Below are 16,076 nucleotides of genomic sequence, written 5' to 3'. Positions count from 1 at the left end.
CCACGATGCCCCACACGCCCTTTTGCACCAGGCGCCCCTTCAACCTGAGGAGAACGATGGAGCTGAGCCATTTACGCACCTTTTTGATGCTGGCAAATGAAGGCCATATGACCCGCGCGGCCGCTCGCCTTCATCTGACCCAGCCGGCGGTCAGCGCTCAGCTCGCGCGCCTGGAAGAATCACTGGGCCAGCGCCTCTTCGACCGCACCTCCTCGGGGCTTGTGCTCACGCAGTCCGGCCAGACCTTTTTGCCCTACGCCCAGGAGGCCCTCTCCCGGCTGGAGGATGCGCGCAGCGCGCTCGACCAGCTCAGCGGGCTGCAGCGCGGCGCCCTCTCGATCGGGGGCGGAGCCACGGCCACGACCTTTTTGCTGCCGCCCCTTCTGGCCCGCTTTCACGAGGCCAACCCGGCGATTCGTTTCTTCGTGCGCGAGCAGCCGTCTCAGTCGGTGGTCGAGGACGTGCTCTCGGGCGTGCTCGATCTTGGGGTGGTCACCCTTCCGGTGCGCCAGCCCAGCGGCGACAGCGGCGCGGGCAAGCTGCACGTGGAGCAGTGGATCGACGATGAGCTGCGCCTGCTGGTGCCGCCACGATTCGAGCTCAGCCACCAGCGCGACTTCGGATGGGAAGATCTGGCCGGCGTCCCGCTGGTGCTCTTTGAGGCCGGCTCGGCGGTGCGAAACCTCATCGACGCGCGCATTCTGGAGGCCGGCGTCGACGCCGACATCGTCATGGAACTGCGCTCGATTGAGTCACTCAAGCAGATGGTTGCCCAGGGCATCGGCGCGGCCTTCGTCAGCCAGCACGCCCTCACCGGCAGCGAGCACGGCTTGATGGCGCGGGCCAACCCGCTCCGACGCACGCTGGCGGTCTGCTACCGCAGCGACCGCACGCTGCCGGCGGCCGCCCAGGCTTTTTTAGATCTGATGCGCCAGAGCAGCCTGCTGGCCCGAAGCGAACACACCGCCTCCGGGCCACAGGGCTCGACTTCGGGTTAGGGCTCGGCGGGCGCCTCGGTCTCTTCAGGGCTCCCCGCCTCGTCGCTGCCCTGCTCCAGGATGCGGAACTCCACGCGGCGATTGGCCGCGTGCGCCTCATCGGTGTCTTCGTCGATCAGCAGCTCGGTCTGTCCGTAGCCACGCGCGACGACGCGCGAGGCATCGACCTGCCCCTGATTGATCAAGTACTCACGCACCGTCTTGGCGCGCTCCTCCGAGAGCATCATGTTGTAGTCGGCGTCGCCGCGGCGGTCGGTGTGGCCCGCGACCTCAATGAGCATGATGTCGGGGTTGGTGCGCATAATCAGCGCGACCTGGTCGAGAAGCTCAAAGGAGTCTTCCAGGATCACGGCTTTGTCGGTCTGAAAGAAGACCTTGTCGAGGATGCGAATCTCATCGCCCTCGCGCACCGCTTTTTGCACCGGCGGGGGGCATCCTTCATGCAGACGCAGCCCGGGCTCGGTAGGGCAACGATCTTCGACGTCGAGGATGCCGTCGCCATCGACATCTTCCTGCGGGCAACCGTTGGCTACACCCAACCCGTCGAAGTCCTGGGGCTCAGTGGGGCATGCGTCTTCGCTGTCGGGGATGCCGTCGCCGTCCTGATCGAGGATGGGGCAGCCATCTTCGTCGACGGCGCCCTGCCAGTCTTCGGTGAGGCTGGCGCAGCCCTGCTCTTCGACGACCGGGCAGCCCTGCGCGTCGCGGGGGCCTTCGTAACCGGGAGGCGCATCGAACTCGCAGACGATCTTTTCGGTGGGCACCACCTCGCCAGAGTCGGGGGTGGGGGCGGGCCGGTAGCTCACGCCGAGCAAGCCACGTTGCGCCGCGCTGCCGAGCCCGCCGACCAGACCACCGCCGCCGGCGAGGGTGAGCGACCAGGTCTCGGTGGCGGCCCAGCGCACGCCGATCAGCGCTTCCAACGGCGACTTCGCCCGCGCCGGCTCGGTGAGCACCGCCGAGCCGAAGAGCTCCGCCCCTACAAAGAGCACATCGGCAATCGCCTCAAGCTCCGCGCCCACGCCGTAGCTTAAGTTCGGGCCAATGCGAGCATCATGCACGTCGTCGGTGCCGCGCAGGCGGGCGCCCAGGTTTGCGGCAAGCAAAAGCCCGCCGGCCGGCGTGTCCAGACGATAATCAGCCATCACCCGCGGGGTCGCCGTGACGGTGCGCGAGCCTAAATAGGCGTCCTGCACGCCTGTGGGGAGGCTTAAGTCAAGCCCCGCCCCCAGCCCGAAGCGCCCATCGGCCAGCGAGAGGATGTGCGCCTTACCGCGCAGCGCCAGATCACCGACGCCAGCCCCACCAAAAGACTGCCCCTGGTAGTCGCCGCTGTTGCTGAAGTAGATCGGCAGCGCCAGCTCCACCTGATAGCGGTCAAAAAGCCCGATCCCCGCGCTCAGATGCGCGGCGAGTTGACTCTCGATGACAGCTTCGCGGCTGCCGTCTTCGTACTCCATGACGAGCGGGTCGTTGGCCCAGTTGAAGAGCAATCCACCGTAGATCTGGCGGTGCTCATAGGTGCGTGAGCCGTCCACTGAAAAGACCGCCGAGGGGCTCAGCGCCGGCTGAAAGGTCTGCGCATCAAAGCCACCGGCCTCCTGGGCGGTGGCCGTCGAGCTCACCCCCATCAGCGCTGCCAGCAGCGCCGCGCTCCCAACCTTCCACGTCTTTGCTCGACTCAACGACATCATCCTATTACTCCAACTCGGCGCGCCGCATGTCGCGCGCATATCCCATCGATGATTGTTGCGACCCGGAACTCCGGGACGATCTTTGTTATGAAGCAACCCCGCGTTGATCGCAAAACACCCGCATCTTTTCGCACCACGACCTCTTGACGTCCACCCCCTTCTTGGATAGACAAAGTGCCGCTTGAGCGCGCCAACGTAGCTCAGCTGGTAGAGCAGCTCACTCGTAATGAGCAGGTCACCGGTTCAAATCCGGTCGTTGGCTTTCCGGGACCGACAATGGTCACCGAATCAGGCTAAAAAAGGCTCCCCATCGCGGGGAGCCTTTTTGCGTTTGGGGTCAACGCGCCTCAGCCCTCGGCGCGCACGCCCTCATAGACCTCGAGCATCCACTGGTAGATGGTCTCATCTTCCGGGGTATGCCCGCTGGCCTCGGCGCCGGCGCGGCGCACGCCTTCGATCAGCTCGCGCAGCGGTTTGTGGAAGGCGTCGTCCACCGTCCAGAACATCGCGGTCAGCCGCGAGACGTCGCCGTGGGGTTGGCGGGTGTAGCTGACGACGCGATCGAGGTCTGAGCCGCGGCCCATCGCGTCGACCTCTCGCAGCATCGCGGCGACCTTCTCTTTAAAGCCGGTCACCACGTGATGATCGTCGGGAAGCTCACCGACCTCGCGGCTGCTCTCGACCAGGCGCGCGCTGAACTTCGCCGTCGCCAGGCCCTCGCCGGGCTGGTAGCGCACGTGCACGCTTAAGGTCTGGCCGGCATCGACGCGCACGTCGTCTTTAAAGGGCGCGAGGATGGCGCTTGCGGCCTGCTGAGAGCTGACGAGCGCTACACCCGGGACAAGCTCCACCATCGAGCTCAAGCGCAGGCCGCTGGCAACCCCGCCGAGCAGGGCGTTGATGAAGATCGTATCGTCAACGCCTGCCTGCTCAGGGGCGGCGCTTGCGAACTCGGTGGTCAGAAAATGTTTGGACTCGCTCAAAATAGCCACCGGCTCCCCCGGCCGCCCCACCCGGGCAGCCCGCGCCTCCAGCGCTCCGGCTGAGACCGGCACCGAGGCAAGCTCCATCAGCTGCGCCACCCGCCAGGGGATCAGTCGCCCGCCCGGCTTAAGCACCTGAAGCGCCGCATTGCGCAGCACCGCCGCATCCGGCCCCTCCATCATCCAGGTCGAGCTCGGCAGGTACATCGCCACATCGGCGCGGGCCTCAAGCTCCACCTCGGTCAGTTTGCCCTGCATCACCTCGACCTTCGCGGCCACGCCCAGGGTTGAGGCCGCCTGGCGCGCCTGCTCACAGCCCGCCGCATCCTCCAGAATCACCACCACCTTCGACGCCTCACCGGCAGCCTCGCCAATGTAGGTGGCCGCCTGCCAGCCCACCAGCGCCACGCGCTCCTTGCCCGTGAGCACCTCGGCCAGCGCCCGGGCCACCGAGTGGCGCCGATGCGGGTCGAGCGCCGCAGAGAGTTGAGTTGCATCTACCGCCTTCGTCGCCGTCGAGCTCATCATCTCCTCCTTGAAGTTATGTCGCAGGTCTGTCGGCCTCTTCTACCACCGGCCAACCTGCAGCGGCAAACCGCCCGCGCGCTACAAAGTTTGTCAAAGCCCCCACCCTATGCTAATCCCCACCTTCGACTTTTCTCGTCCACCGGCCCGCGCCTGGCGCGCGAATGCCCAGGGAATTCAGCGTTATGCTCAAGCTCTCCAACCGCCTCATCGCTCCGATCGCCCTCGTTGCTCTATTGCTTCTGAGCTCCATGCTCGGGGCCTGCCGCGCCTCCGACAGCATCAAGCAGGGCAATGAGGGTGAGTTCTGCAACGGGTTCGATGACGACTGCCGCGCGCCGCTGGTCTGCGACGAGTCGGTCTGCCGCAACCCCCTGGGCGTCGAAGGTTACGACTGCCGCACCATGTGCGAGAAGCTCGACACCTGTGAGTCGGCCGCCTCCGACTGCCGCGTGCGCTGCGAGAACACCATCCGTCAGTGGAGCCTCGACGCCGTCGAGCAGTTCGGTCGCTGCATCGTCGACGAGCTCACCTGCGAAGAGACCCGCGAGGCCGAAGCGCATCAGCTCTGCTACGTGCGCCTGGACCTCCCCGAAGATCGTCAGGCCCGCTGCGACGACTTTCTGGCAGCCCGTGGCGAGTGCCGCCCCGGCGAGTCCACCGAGCCGCTTCGCCAGGCCTGCTACCAGATGGCCCGCACCCGCAGCGACATCTTCTGGGAGTACAGCGACGCCTGCGCCGAGCGCATCGAAGACGGCGTCTGCGCCGACATCGTCGCCTGCTTCGACCAGGTCTTCGACCTGGAGCCGACCTCCAACCAGGACAACGCGCCCTGAGGCTCAAGGCGTCGCGTCAGCGCGTTAAAGCAGCGCCTCCAGCGCGTCGACTTTTTTCAGAAGGCCCGGATCATCGGAGACGACTTTGAGCGTCCCGAGCCGGGCCTCTATTGCAACCCCACGTTTGATCCCTTTGCGCGCCTGCAAGTCGAGCAGATGATCGAGCACCGCGTGCAGCGTGCGTTCGCGCGGATGATCGAGCGCCTTGATCAGCACCTCCTCATCATCGGGCCAGGGGTGGCCGGCGGCTACAAAGTCGTTGATCGCTTTGACCAGCTCCGAGAGGCCCTCGGTCTTGCGCAGCGTATCGACCGCCTCCAGGTACTCGGCTTCAGCGCTGCCCTCTTTGGGCGCAAGACCTTTTGCCAGCTTCTCAAAGCGCTCGGGGGTCTTGCCGCCGGCGGTAAAGAACTTCTCCAGATCGGCCTTGTACGAGGCTGAATCCTTCTCGTCGCGCTGGCTGCGGCGCGGTCCGCGCTGCTCTCGGGTGTATGTGCTGCCGCGGCTCTGGCGGCGATCGTCGCTCATCGTATGCTCCTCATCGCATTGTTGTGTGGAAATCGGTGTTGGCCGGTGAACTTCGTCTTCGTGATGAATACCCCGGGTGGCGAGGCGTCTCAACAGTGCGGCCGGGAAACTTAAGCAACATCGCCCCGACCGCTGCATCTCTCCTCCAGCGTCGCGGGCCGTCAGGGCGGCCCGCGGCGCGACGAACCTCCCGGAGTCGACCATGAAGCGCCTGCCCCCGAGCCCCTTCGCCCCGACCATGATCGCTGTGTTGATGATGTGTGCCACGCTGCTCTTCTCGCTCAACGCCTCGGCCCAGAACCGCGGCTACGATGTTCAGCTCAACACCCTGAGCGTGGAGCGTGACCGGGGCCAGCTCATCATCACCTACCAGGTCGATGCCCGCGACTGGGGCGCGCTGCAGCAGGCCCGCATTCAACCTCGTCTCAACGTCTACCTTCCCGACGGCTCCTCCCGTGACTTCGAGTTCGTGCAGGCGCTGCGTATCGACGCCCCCCGCGGTCAGGCGACCATGCGCCTGGGCAGCCGCGCCGCGGCCTCCCACGCCGAGCTCCGGCTGGTCGGCACCCAGGGCCCCAACACCATCACCACCATGCGCCTTGAGAGACGCCGACCCGCCCAGACCCTGCGTTTGCCCATCGTCGAGTTGCGCCGCTCCCCGGGCTACCCCGACCACGACGACCGTGACCGCGATGATCGCTACGACCGTGACCGCGACGATCGCTACGACCGGGACCGCTATGGCCGCCGCCACGACCGCGACGACCGCTATGGCCGTGACCGCGATGACCACGACGACCGCGATGATCGCTACGACCGCCGCCGCGACCGCGACCATCGCCGTCCCCCGCACGCCGGTCGCCCCCATCGTCCCGGACCGCCTCCGCACGCCGGACATCCGCACCACCCGCGCCCCGGTGCCTCCCGCGCCCAGATCGTTGAGGCCTGCGGCGACCAGAGCCCCTTCCCCGGTCAGGTCACCCACTGCATCGAGAGCGCCACTCGCCTCCCCGCAGCCGATGCCGTCGCGACCATCCGCGCCTGCGGTGACGCCACGACCTTCTCGGGTGATTTTGAGCACTGCATGAACACCGCCTCGGCCTTCCGCACCCCGCCGGCCCCAGCGATTCGGGCCTGTGGCGAGGCGACCTCCTTCTCCAGCGACTTCCGCGGCTGCGTCTCGGCTGCCGCGGGATTCCGCCACCGCCCCGCCCCGGTCATCCGGGCGTGCAGCGAGGCGACCTCCTTCTCGCGTGACTTCCAGCAATGCCTGGACGCCAGCCGCGCCTGAACCCCCTTCCTGACGTCAACACCCCGCGTCCCCAAACCTCGCCAGCGCCTCGATGCGCTGGCGAGGTTTTTTGCGTTAGCTCTTCGGCTCAATCAGCACCACGCGGTCGCCGGCGCCCACCGAATCCCCCTCACTCACCTCGATCGCCTTGATCGTGCCGTCGACCGGGCTGGTGATGTTGGTCTCCATCTTCATCGCCTCGGTGGAGAGCAGCGTATCACCGCGGCTGACCGCATCACCCACCGCCACCGCGATCGTAAGCACCTTGCCCTGCATCGGCGCCCCGACCTCCCCGGGCTTCGACTTATCGGCTTTGGGCCGCGCACCCGAGCTGAGTTCGGCCGAAGCGTCGATGATCGCCACATCGCGGGGCTGCCCGTTGAGCTCGAAGTAGACGCGGCGAGTGCCGTCATCGCGCACCTCGCTGATGGCTTTAAGTTTGATGACGAGGGTCTTGCCCTCCTCGATCTCCACCATCGTCTCGTCGCCCACCTCCATGCCGTAGAGAAAGGGCACCGTCTCCAGGATGCGGTACTCGCCAAACTCCTGGATGGTGCGCGCAAACCCGGCAAAGACCTTCGGGTAGAGCGCGTAGCTGATCGCCTCGCGGCGCGTGGGCTCGCGTCCCAGAAGATCCCGCAGTTCCTCCTCCTTCGCGCCCCAGTCATAATCCGCCATGCCCTCACCGGCCCGCCCCGTAAGCGGCTCGCGGCCCTTGAGCACGATCGACTGCAGCTTCCGGGGGAAGCCCCCGTAGGGCTGGCCCATATTGCCGTAGAAGAAGTCGATGACCGACTGCGGGAAGTCGATGTCTTCACCGCGCTCGGCCATCTCATAGATCGCCTCAAAGCTCAGGTCGTTCTGCACGAGGAACATCGAGAAGTCAGCCACCACCTTACTGGTCGGGGTGACCTTAACGATGTTGCCCATCTCCTTGTTGACCCGCTGGTAGGTCTGCTTGACCTCGGTCCAGCGCTCGCCAAGGCCGAGCTGAATCGCCCGCGGACGCAGGTTGGAGTACTGCCCGCCGGGGATCTCGTGGTTGTAGACATCGGTCGTCGAAGACTTAAGCCCCGACTCAAAGGGATAATAGATCTCGCGCAGAAGCTCCCAATGCTCCGAGAGGCGCTCCAGGGCCTGGCTGTCGAGATCGGGCTGGCGCGTCTGGCCCTCCAGCGCGCTCACCACCGCGTTGAGCGAGGGCTGGCTGGTGAGCCCGGCCATCGAGCTCAGCGCGCAATCCACTACATCCACGCCGGCCTGGGCGGCCATCAGGTACATCGCCACCCCGTTGCCGGAGGTGTCGTGGGTATGCAGGTGAATCGGCAGATCCACCGCCTCTTTGAGGGCTTCGACCAGCACTTTGGCCGAGTAGGGTTTGAGCAGGCCGGCCATATCCTTGATGTTGAGGATATGCGCCCCGCGGCTGGCGAGCTCTTTCGCCAGGTTGGTGTAGTAGTCCAGCGTGTACTTGGTCTCGTCGGGGTCGAGCACGTCTCCCGTGTAGCAGATCGAGGCCTCCACGATCTTACCGGCGCGGGCGACCTCCTCCATCGCCAGCTCCATATTCGGGACGTAGTTCAGCGCGTCGAAGACGCGGAAGACGTCCACGCCGGCCTGGGCGGCCTCCTGCACAAAGGCGCGCACCACGTTGTCGGGGTAGTTGGTGTAGCCCACGGCATTGGCGCCGCGCAGCAGCATCTGAAAGAGCGCCCCGGGGATGGCCTGGCGCATGCGCGCGAGCCGCTCCCAGGGATCTTCCTGCAGGAAGCGCATGCACACATCAAAGGTCGCCCCGCCCCACATCTCGTACGAGAAGAGCCCGGGGAGCATGTGCGCGGTCGCCGGGGCGATCTCCAGCAGATCGTTGGTGCGCACCCGCGTCGCCAGCAGCGACTGATGCGCATCGCGGAAGGTCGTATCGGTGACGAGCAGCGCCTCCTGGTTGCGGATCCATTTGGAAAGCCCCTCGGCCCCCTCCTGCTCAAAGACCGCGAAGGCGGGGCTTGTGGGGGGCTTGCCTTTGATCTTCGGTGCCTTCGGCACGATCAGCGGCTGCGGTCGGGCAAAGCGTGTGGTGCTGCCGGGCGGTCCGTTGACGGTGATGTCGCCCAGCGCCATCAGGGCCTTGGTGCCCCGGTCGCGACGCGGCGGGTACACAAAGAGCTGGGGCGTCTCGTCGATGAAGCGTGTGTGGGTATCGCCCGACAAAAACTGCTCGTGGCGCACCACCCGCTGCAAAAAGGGGAGGTTCGTCTTCACGCCGCGAATACGAAACTCCGCCAGACTGCGGTCCAGCCGCCTCGCCGCTTCGCCAAGGTCCTGCCCCCATGCCGAGACCTTCACCAGCATCGAGTCGTAAAAGGGCAAAATCTCGGAGCCCGAGCCCCCCACTCCGGCGTCCAGGCGGATGCCGTGGCCGGCCGCCGAGCGGTAGGTGATGATGCGCCCGGAGTCCGGCGCAAAATTGCGCTCCGGATCCTCGGTGGTCACCCGCGCCTGAATGGCCTGACCTTTGCGCTTGATGGCCTCCTGCCCCTCAATGCCGATGCTCGCGTCGCTGAGCTTCGCGCCCTCGGCCACCCGAATCATCGCCTGAATCAGGTCGCGGCCGGTGATCATCTCGGTGACCGTATGCTCAACCTGAATGCGGGTGTTCACCTCGATGAAGTAGATCTCAAAGCTCCCCTCACGCTCCTCGACCAGAAACTCCACGGTGCCCGCGCTGCTGTAGCCCACCTCCTCGGCCAGGCGCAGGCTGTACTCGTAGAGCTTCTCGCGCACCTCGTCAGCGAGATTGGGCGCCGGCGCAAGCTCCACGATCTTCTGCATGCGCCGCTGCACCGAGCAGTCGCGCTCAAAGAGGTGCACCACGTTGCCGTGGGTATCGCCTAAAAGCTGCACCTCGATATGGCGCGGGTTCACCACATAGCGCTCCAGAAACACCGAGGGGCTCCCAAAGGCCGCCTGCGACTCGCTGCGCGCTGAGCGCACCGCCTCCACAAGCTCGCTCTCCTGGTTGACCACGCGCATCCCACGGCCGCCCCCGCCGTGGGCGGCCTTCACCAGCAGCGGATAGCCGATGCTGGTCGCGGCCTGCAGCGCCTCCTCCTCGGTCTGCACCGCCCCGCCACTCCCGGGCACCACCGGCACCCCGGCGCGTTTGGCCACCTCCCGCGCGGCCAGCTTGTCGCCCAGCGCCCGCATCACCTCCGGTGGCGGCCCGATCCACACCAAACCCGCCTCAATCACCTTCTGCGCAAAGTCGGCGTTCTCGCTCAAGAACCCGTAGCCCGGGTGAATCGCGTCGACCCCCTTGGCCAGCGCCAGCTCAATGATCGCGTCCCCATCCAGGTACGCCTCCACCGGCTTTCCTTCCTCGCCAATCTGATAGGCCCGATCGGCCTTGTAGCGGTGGATCGCCAGCCGATCTTCAAAGCTGTAGATCGCCGTCGTCGCGAGCCCCAGCTCCGTGCACGCCCGAAAGATTCGAACCGCGATCTCCCCGCGGTTCGCCGCCAACACATTACGAATCTCTCTCGCCATAGCCGCACAACCTCACTCAAAAAGGAGTCTCATTCAGCAAAAACGCCGACCGCTCGCGCCTATCCGTTCATCTGTCATTCTCCCCCAGACCATAGCCCACCCGACGCGTCGCGTCATGCCCCCAACTCTCATCACCAACCCTCCGGCGGCGAGCCTTTTGCTGTTTTTTTGATCAGGATCTTTTAATCAGGGAGGGCTGTGTGATCGATCAGGGCCATGGACCAGGTATCTTACCTCCCGTTCTTGAGCGCTCGATCGCCGACTCGGACTGCTTAGCTCGCGTTCTGTTCGCAACAGAACGGCTACTCAGCCCCCTTAGCTCTCGTTCTGTTCACAACAGAACGGCAACTCAGACCCCTTAGCTCGCGTTCTGTTCGCAACAGATCGGCAACTCAGACCCCTTAGCTCGCGTTCTGTTCACAACAGATCGGCAACTCAGACCCCTTAGCTGCGATTCTACTCAGGTAAATCGCCAACTCAGCCTCCTTACCTCCCCTTTTACCTGGCCAGATCGCCAGCTCAGACCCCTTACCTCGCGTTTTACTCAGGTAAATCGGCAACTCAGACCCCTTACCTCTCGTTTTACCTGGCCAGATCGCCTACTCAGCCCCCTTACCTCTCGTTTTACCCGGGTAAATCGACAACTCAGACTCCTTACCTCCCCTTTTACCCGGGTAAATCGACAACTCAGCCATCGGCGCGGCAGCCGACTCCCAGCCCATGACCAAAAAAACGGCTCGCCATCGTCGTTATGCACCTCTGGGAGCGGCAGCGCCCACCTGATCCATTAGCGAAAAACCTGGATGCGTTCGGCGGCTTGTTCGACGACCTCGCGGGGTTGGGCGACGCAGAAACGTACGAGGTTGCGGCCGCCGTCGGTGGCGAAGAAGGCGGAGCCGGCGACCGAGGCGACGCCGGCCTTTTCGAGGATATGCATCGCCGAGGCGCGGGCGTCGTTGAGACGGAAGCGGCTCACGTCGGTGAGGATGTAGTAGGAGCCCTCGGGGACGTGGGGGGTCAGCCCGGCCTGGACGAGCGCGTCGCAGAAGAGATCGCGGTTGGCTTTGTACTTTTTGCGGATGTCGTCGAAGTAATCGTCGCCGATGACTTCCAGGGCGCGGGCCAGGCCGTGTTGCAGGGGCGTGGGGGCGCAGATGTAGAAAAGATCGTTCACAAGGCCCATCGGGCCGGCCAGGTGCGCGGGCGCGGCCACGTAGCCCAGGCGCCAGCCGGTGATGGCGAAGGTTTTGGAAAACCCCGACATGGTGATCGTACGCTCGAACATTCCCGGGAGCGTGGCCAGGCTGACGTGCTCCTGGCCGTCGTAGACGAGGTACTCGTAGATCTCGTCGGTGATGCCGAGCAGATCGTGGGTTTTGCAAAAATCGGCGATGACCCCGAGTTCGTCCCGGCTGAAGACTTTGCCGCTGGGGTTTCCGGGGGTGTTGACGAGCACGGCGCGGGTGCGGTCGGTGCGCAGGCGCTCCAGATCTTCCGGATCGAAGGACCAGTCCGGCGCCTTCATCGTGATGACTTTCGGCACGCAGCCGGCCACGCGGATGGCGTTGACGTGGTAGCCGTAAAAGGGTTCAAAGACGATGATCTCATCGCCCGGGTTAAAGAGCCCCTGCAGCGCGCAGATAAACGCGCCGGCCGAGCCGATGGTGGTGACGAGCTCGGTCTCCGGGTCGACGTCGATCTTGTTGTAGCGCTTGAGTTTTCTGGCGACGGCGTGGCGCAGCTCGTCCACGCCGTCGAAGCGGCTGTAGGTGCTCAGGTCTTCGCGCACCGCCTGGGCCGCGGCCTCTAAAAGCTCGGGCGGCGAGGGCAAGGGGCAGACGCCCTGGCCCAGGTTGATGCCGCCGAGGCGGTTGCATTCGCGGGTCATCGCCCGGATCTCGGACTGCTGCAAAAAGCCAATGCGTTCGCTGCGAAAATCCTGAGTACTCATCGACAGACTCACTTGCTGAGGTAGGCCGCCAGAAGGTCCAGGGTGGCGCGGAGGTCGCCCTTGTGGACCATCTCGGTGACGGTGTGAATGTAGCGGGTGGGCACGCTCAAGGTGATGGCGCGGCTGCCGGCGCGGGCGCGTTGCATGGCGCCGGCGTCGGTGCCGCCCATCGGCAGAACTTCGTACTGGTGGGTGATGCCTTCGGACTCAGCCAGATCGACGAAGGTGTCGACGAGCTCTTTGTTGCTGATGGTGTAGCCGTCGAGGATCTTGATGGCCACGCCCTTGCCCAGCTCCGTGATCTGCTCTTCGCCCGGGACCCCGGGGGTGTCGACGGCCAGGGTGGTGTCGATGGCGATGGAGATGTCCGGCTCGATGGCGTAGCCGCTGGTGATCGCGCCGCGAAGCCCGACCTCTTCCTGCACGGTGAAGACCACGTAGATGTCGTAGTTCTCGCTGGCCTGCAGACGCTCAAGCAGGCGCACGCCTACCCAGCAGGCCACGCGGTTGTCGAGGCATTTGCCGGTGACCATCTCACCGAGCTCGCTGAACTCCTGCACCAGCGTCACCGGGTCGCCCGGGCGGATTTTGGCGGTGACGGTGTCTTTATCGAGGCCGGTGTCCACAAAGAACTCGGCCATCTTGGGGATCTTGGTGCGATCTTCGGGCGCGGCGATATGAATCGGGCGTCCACCGGGGTTCATCACGCCTTCGATGACCTCGCCGTCGCGGGTCTGGATGCGCACGCGGCGCGCGAAGAGGTTGCGGTTATCAAAGCCGCCGGCGTTGTGCAGGCGAATGAAGCCCTTGTCGTCGATCAGGCGCACGTAGAAGGCGATCTCGTCCATATGGCAGGCGATCATCACCTTCTGGACGTCGGTGGCACCCTCGGCCGGCTTCTTGCGGCAGATCAGGTTGCCCATCGCGTCGGTGGTGATCTCATCGGCCAGGCCTTTGACCTTGGACTCGATAAACTCGCGCACCAGCTCTTCACGACCCGGGGCACCGGGCATCTCGGAGAGTACTTTGAGAAGATCCATCTACAGCCTCACTTCGCACAGCGATACAGAAAAGGAGTCAGAGCGCGCGCCAGAGGGGAGCGCACCGGCGGGAGGTCGCCTTGTACTACCAGCGCCCGGCCGGTACAAGGCGCCGGCCGGCTCGCCCACGCCTGAAGCGCGCTGATCTGCCGCAGGCCCGCGGCCGGATTTTCCTTTACAATCCCTGTGCCTCTGGCAAAGATGCCGCCGCCTGAGCCGCATCAACTCAATCGCCCCATAAGGGCATCGCGCGTTAAAGGAGCACAACATGGCTGAAAATCACGACGAACATGATGGCCCCATCCACCAGGCACCCTGGGTTCCGGTGGTCACCGTGGGCATCTGCTTTGGTGTGGCCGCGATCATTCTGATCAGCAAGTACATGGCCCACCTCTAAGCCGACAGATGTCGAAAAAAAACGCCGAGACGATGCGATCGTCTCGGCGTTTTTTTTGTGTCTGCTGCGGAGGTTGGCGAGCGACCTTCAGCCGATCTTTTTGATGCGCAGATGCGTGCTGATCATGGCGCTGCCGCTCAGGCCGAAGAGAAGCACCAGGGGGTGAAAGCCCCAGCCGAGAAGCTGCAGGTCGCCCCCCCAGAGAGCGGCGCCGTAGGCGCCGCGGTCAAAGGCCACCGCCATCACCAGCACCAGCACAAGGCTCGTGGGAATGGGCGTGCCCTCGTAGTAGGGGACTTTGCCCGAGCCCTCGCTGAGCTCGGCGGCGGTCACGTTGTAGCGGGCCAGACGCGCGATGCCGCAGACCACGAAAAAGATCAGCACGACCGCGTCCCAGCCCCCGCGCATGCCTAAGGTGTAGGCGAGCACGGCGGGCGCGACGCCGAAGGAGACGATGTCGGCCAGGGAATCGAGGTCGGCGCCCAGCGCGGAGTGTTTGCGGCGCCAGCGAGCGACCGCCCCGTCGAAGAGATCGAAGACCAGCGCCAGGGGCAGAAGCCCGAACGCCCACCAGACATAGAGGTCGATCTTCTCGTCCATGTAGTTCAGACAGCAGAAGATCGCGGCCACCCCGCAGGCGGCGTTGGCCATAGTGATGATGTCGGCCAGCGCGAAGGAGCGCAGCATCTCAAAGCGTTTGCGGCGCACAGGTTGCGCCGGCTCGTTCCATTCATCTGTCGAGCTCATGAGGCTCCTACGGTCGCGCTCTCTTCCATCGACTCCCACTCAAACTCCACCATCGAGGCGCCGCCGAGCTCGCGAGCCAGCTTACGGTCGAACTCCAGCATCTCGGCGTCGGCCATGCTCAGGGTCTCTTCATCGCTGGAGAAGATCGTCTGGCCGAAGACGACCTGGTCGGCCGCGCGCTGACGCGCGCTCTCGGCCGCCCCCAGCTGCCGGGCGACCTCGGGGAAGAGGTAGAGGGTGCGGCCGTCGTCTTCGACGCGGATCTCGCCATCGAAGTCCGCAAAGATCTCGTCGCCGCGGGGGTGCGTCTCAAAGATTTTGGCGTCGACCGGCCTGGCGACCCCGTCGGTGGCCGCCGAGAGATAGACGGCCTCGATGAGCTCGCGGCGCTCATTCTCCCGCTTCGCTCGGCGCAGCTTGCCCCCGCGGGCGAAGCGGCGGCCCAGGGGGATCGCAAAAAACATCAGGCTGAAGAGCACCGGGATCACCCCCAGCACCACCGACACCCCGGTGCTCAACCCGGTGACACCGCCCAGGATAAAGGCGCCCATGATCAGGTTGAAGGTGTTGAAGATCGCGATCCAGGTGTTGGTCGAGCCCTTGTTGCCGGTGAGCGGCGGCACGGTGACCTTGCGCGTCCAGATGGGTTTGGGCGGCTGCAGGCGATCGTCGGCGCCGGCCTCGCTGGTCACGCGCAGATCGTCAAAACGGTAGATCAGTGTGCCGTCGGCGGCTACGTCGATGTCTCCGCGAAAACGCACGGTGGCGGCGGTCAGGGCCTGGTCGGCTTCTTCCAGGCTAAGGCCGGTGCGGGAGGCCCAGTCGGCGGCGGTGATGCGCCCCTGGCGTGCGCGCACAAAGCGCGCAAAGGCGCGCTCCGCGGCGAGCTCGTCGCGGGTGAGCTCGGGTCCAAAAACAAACTGGAAGATGCGCTTGTAGAGCGGGACTTTGGGGCGCTCCACCTTGCGCCGCGGGCGCCTTCGGCGCCGCCGCCCTCCCCCGAAGTCGCTGAACCAGCTGATCCAGAAGACCGTCTCCAGGATGCGCGCGATCAGGTACACCGGCAGCAAAAAGACATCGCCCAAATCGTCGTTATCCTGCGAGGTCGCCGCGGCGATACCAGCGATGGCCAGCGCCAGCAGGAGCAGGATGAAGGTGGCCGTGTAGCCTATGAGCACCACCATGATCGAGACCTTGAAGATCCAGGTGAACGCCGCCCAGGCCTTCTTCTTAAAATCGTACCAGCGCCGCCCCTTCTGGTAGCCGCGGGCCTTCATCCCCGGGTCGAAGCGGTAGAGGAGGTTGCCATCGTCATCGACGTCGAGATGGCTCTGGTAGAGCTCGAGCATCTTGCGCATGGCGATCTCGGTCTCCTCATAAGGGAGGCCGGTCTCGGCGGCGACATCGCCGACGGTGGCCACACCGCCGCGTTTTTTCAACGCGCCGCGGATGCGGTCTTCCAACTCAAATGCGCTCGCTTGCTGCGCCATACGTCTTTGCCTCTGGGTAAATCAACATGCTTCAAGAAGGGGACAAAAGG

General features: G+C 65.0%; 12 protein-coding genes and 1 tRNA gene. 5 read left to right on the top strand and 8 right to left on the bottom strand.

The features are described 5' to 3' along the window. Positions 1 to 56 precede the first annotated feature (56 nt). Complete coding sequence (locus FRC98_RS14955; protein ID WP_230467648.1) at positions 57 to 998, top strand: LysR substrate-binding domain-containing protein; 942 nt, start codon at positions 57 to 59, stop codon at positions 996 to 998. On the opposite strand, the gene FRC98_RS14950 is transcribed toward FRC98_RS14955, so the two are convergent. Beyond that, on the bottom strand, positions 995 to 2,689 hold the full coding sequence (locus tag FRC98_RS14950) for an OmpA family protein (protein ID WP_230467647.1): 1,695 nt from the start codon (positions 2,687 to 2,689) through the stop codon (positions 995 to 997). The genes FRC98_RS14955 and FRC98_RS14950 overlap by 4 nt on opposite strands. Positions 2,690 to 2,881: 192 nt before the next feature. Between FRC98_RS14950 and FRC98_RS14945 the strand changes: the two genes are divergently transcribed. Then, positions 2,882 to 2,954, top strand: a tRNA-Thr gene (locus FRC98_RS14945). A gap of 85 nt (positions 2,955 to 3,039) precedes the next feature. Here FRC98_RS14945 and FRC98_RS14940 read toward each other — a convergent pair. Further along, positions 3,040 to 4,200: an SAM-dependent methyltransferase gene (locus FRC98_RS14940; RefSeq protein WP_146982241.1), complete on the bottom strand. Its 1,161-nt coding sequence runs from the start codon at positions 4,198 to 4,200 to the stop codon at positions 3,040 to 3,042. A 185-nt stretch (positions 4,201 to 4,385) separates the two neighbouring features. Between FRC98_RS14940 and FRC98_RS14935 the strand changes: the two genes are divergently transcribed. Beyond that, complete coding sequence (locus FRC98_RS14935; protein WP_146982240.1) at positions 4,386 to 5,036, top strand: hypothetical protein; 651 nt, start codon at positions 4,386 to 4,388, stop codon at positions 5,034 to 5,036. A 24-nt stretch (positions 5,037 to 5,060) separates the two neighbouring features. Here FRC98_RS14935 and FRC98_RS14930 read toward each other — a convergent pair whose 3' ends face one another. Continuing rightward, the gene (locus tag FRC98_RS14930; RefSeq protein ID WP_146982239.1) at positions 5,061 to 5,564 is read right to left on the bottom strand and encodes a hypothetical protein; all 504 of its coding nucleotides are present in this window, start codon (positions 5,562 to 5,564) and stop codon (positions 5,061 to 5,063) included. A 202-nt stretch (positions 5,565 to 5,766) separates the two neighbouring features. Between FRC98_RS14930 and FRC98_RS14925 the strand changes: the two genes are divergently transcribed. Beyond that, positions 5,767 to 6,855 (top strand): hypothetical protein, encoded by a 1,089-nt coding sequence (locus tag FRC98_RS14925; RefSeq protein ID WP_146982238.1) that lies wholly within the window; start codon positions 5,767 to 5,769, stop codon positions 6,853 to 6,855. A gap of 75 nt (positions 6,856 to 6,930) precedes the next feature. On the opposite strand, the gene FRC98_RS14920 is transcribed toward FRC98_RS14925, so the two are convergent. The 3 genes from FRC98_RS14920 to FRC98_RS14910 all read right to left on the bottom strand — a co-directional run bounded on the left by FRC98_RS14920 (position 6,931) and on the right by FRC98_RS14910 (position 13,392). Then, positions 6,931 to 10,401 (bottom strand): pyruvate carboxylase, encoded by a 3,471-nt coding sequence (locus FRC98_RS14920; protein WP_146982237.1) that lies wholly within the window; start codon positions 10,399 to 10,401, stop codon positions 6,931 to 6,933. A gap of 787 nt (positions 10,402 to 11,188) precedes the next feature. Then, positions 11,189 to 12,352: a pyridoxal phosphate-dependent aminotransferase gene (locus FRC98_RS14915; protein WP_146982236.1), complete on the bottom strand. Its 1,164-nt coding sequence runs from the start codon at positions 12,350 to 12,352 to the stop codon at positions 11,189 to 11,191. 8 nt (positions 12,353 to 12,360) lie between these two features. Continuing rightward, positions 12,361 to 13,392 (bottom strand): M42 family metallopeptidase, encoded by a 1,032-nt coding sequence (locus FRC98_RS14910; RefSeq protein WP_146982235.1) that lies wholly within the window; start codon positions 13,390 to 13,392, stop codon positions 12,361 to 12,363. Between the two features lie 268 nt (positions 13,393 to 13,660). Between FRC98_RS14910 and FRC98_RS22060 the strand changes: the two genes are divergently transcribed. After that, a complete protein-coding gene (locus tag FRC98_RS22060) occupies positions 13,661 to 13,789 on the top strand; it encodes a hypothetical protein (protein ID WP_283809656.1) in 129 nt (42 codons plus the stop codon). Between the two features lie 87 nt (positions 13,790 to 13,876). On the opposite strand, the gene pssA is transcribed toward FRC98_RS22060, so the two are convergent. Together pssA and FRC98_RS14900 are read right to left on the bottom strand one after the other, a co-directional pair. Then, the gene (gene pssA / locus FRC98_RS14905; protein WP_146982234.1) at positions 13,877 to 14,536 is read right to left on the bottom strand and encodes a CDP-diacylglycerol--serine O-phosphatidyltransferase; all 660 of its coding nucleotides are present in this window, start codon (positions 14,534 to 14,536) and stop codon (positions 13,877 to 13,879) included. Next, a complete protein-coding gene (locus tag FRC98_RS14900) occupies positions 14,533 to 16,026 on the bottom strand; it encodes a hypothetical protein (RefSeq protein WP_146982233.1) in 1,494 nt (497 codons plus the stop codon). Before FRC98_RS14900 ends, pssA begins: the two co-directional genes overlap by 4 nt. Positions 16,027 to 16,076: the final 50 nt, after the last annotated feature.

Origin of the sequence: Lujinxingia vulgaris (assembly GCF_007997015.1) — a bacterium.
Classification (GTDB): domain Bacteria; phylum Myxococcota_A; class Bradymonadia; order Bradymonadales; family Bradymonadaceae; genus Lujinxingia; species Lujinxingia vulgaris.
The sequence above is the reverse complement of the archived record's forward strand: the minus strand, read 5'-3'. Positions and strand labels throughout refer to the sequence as shown.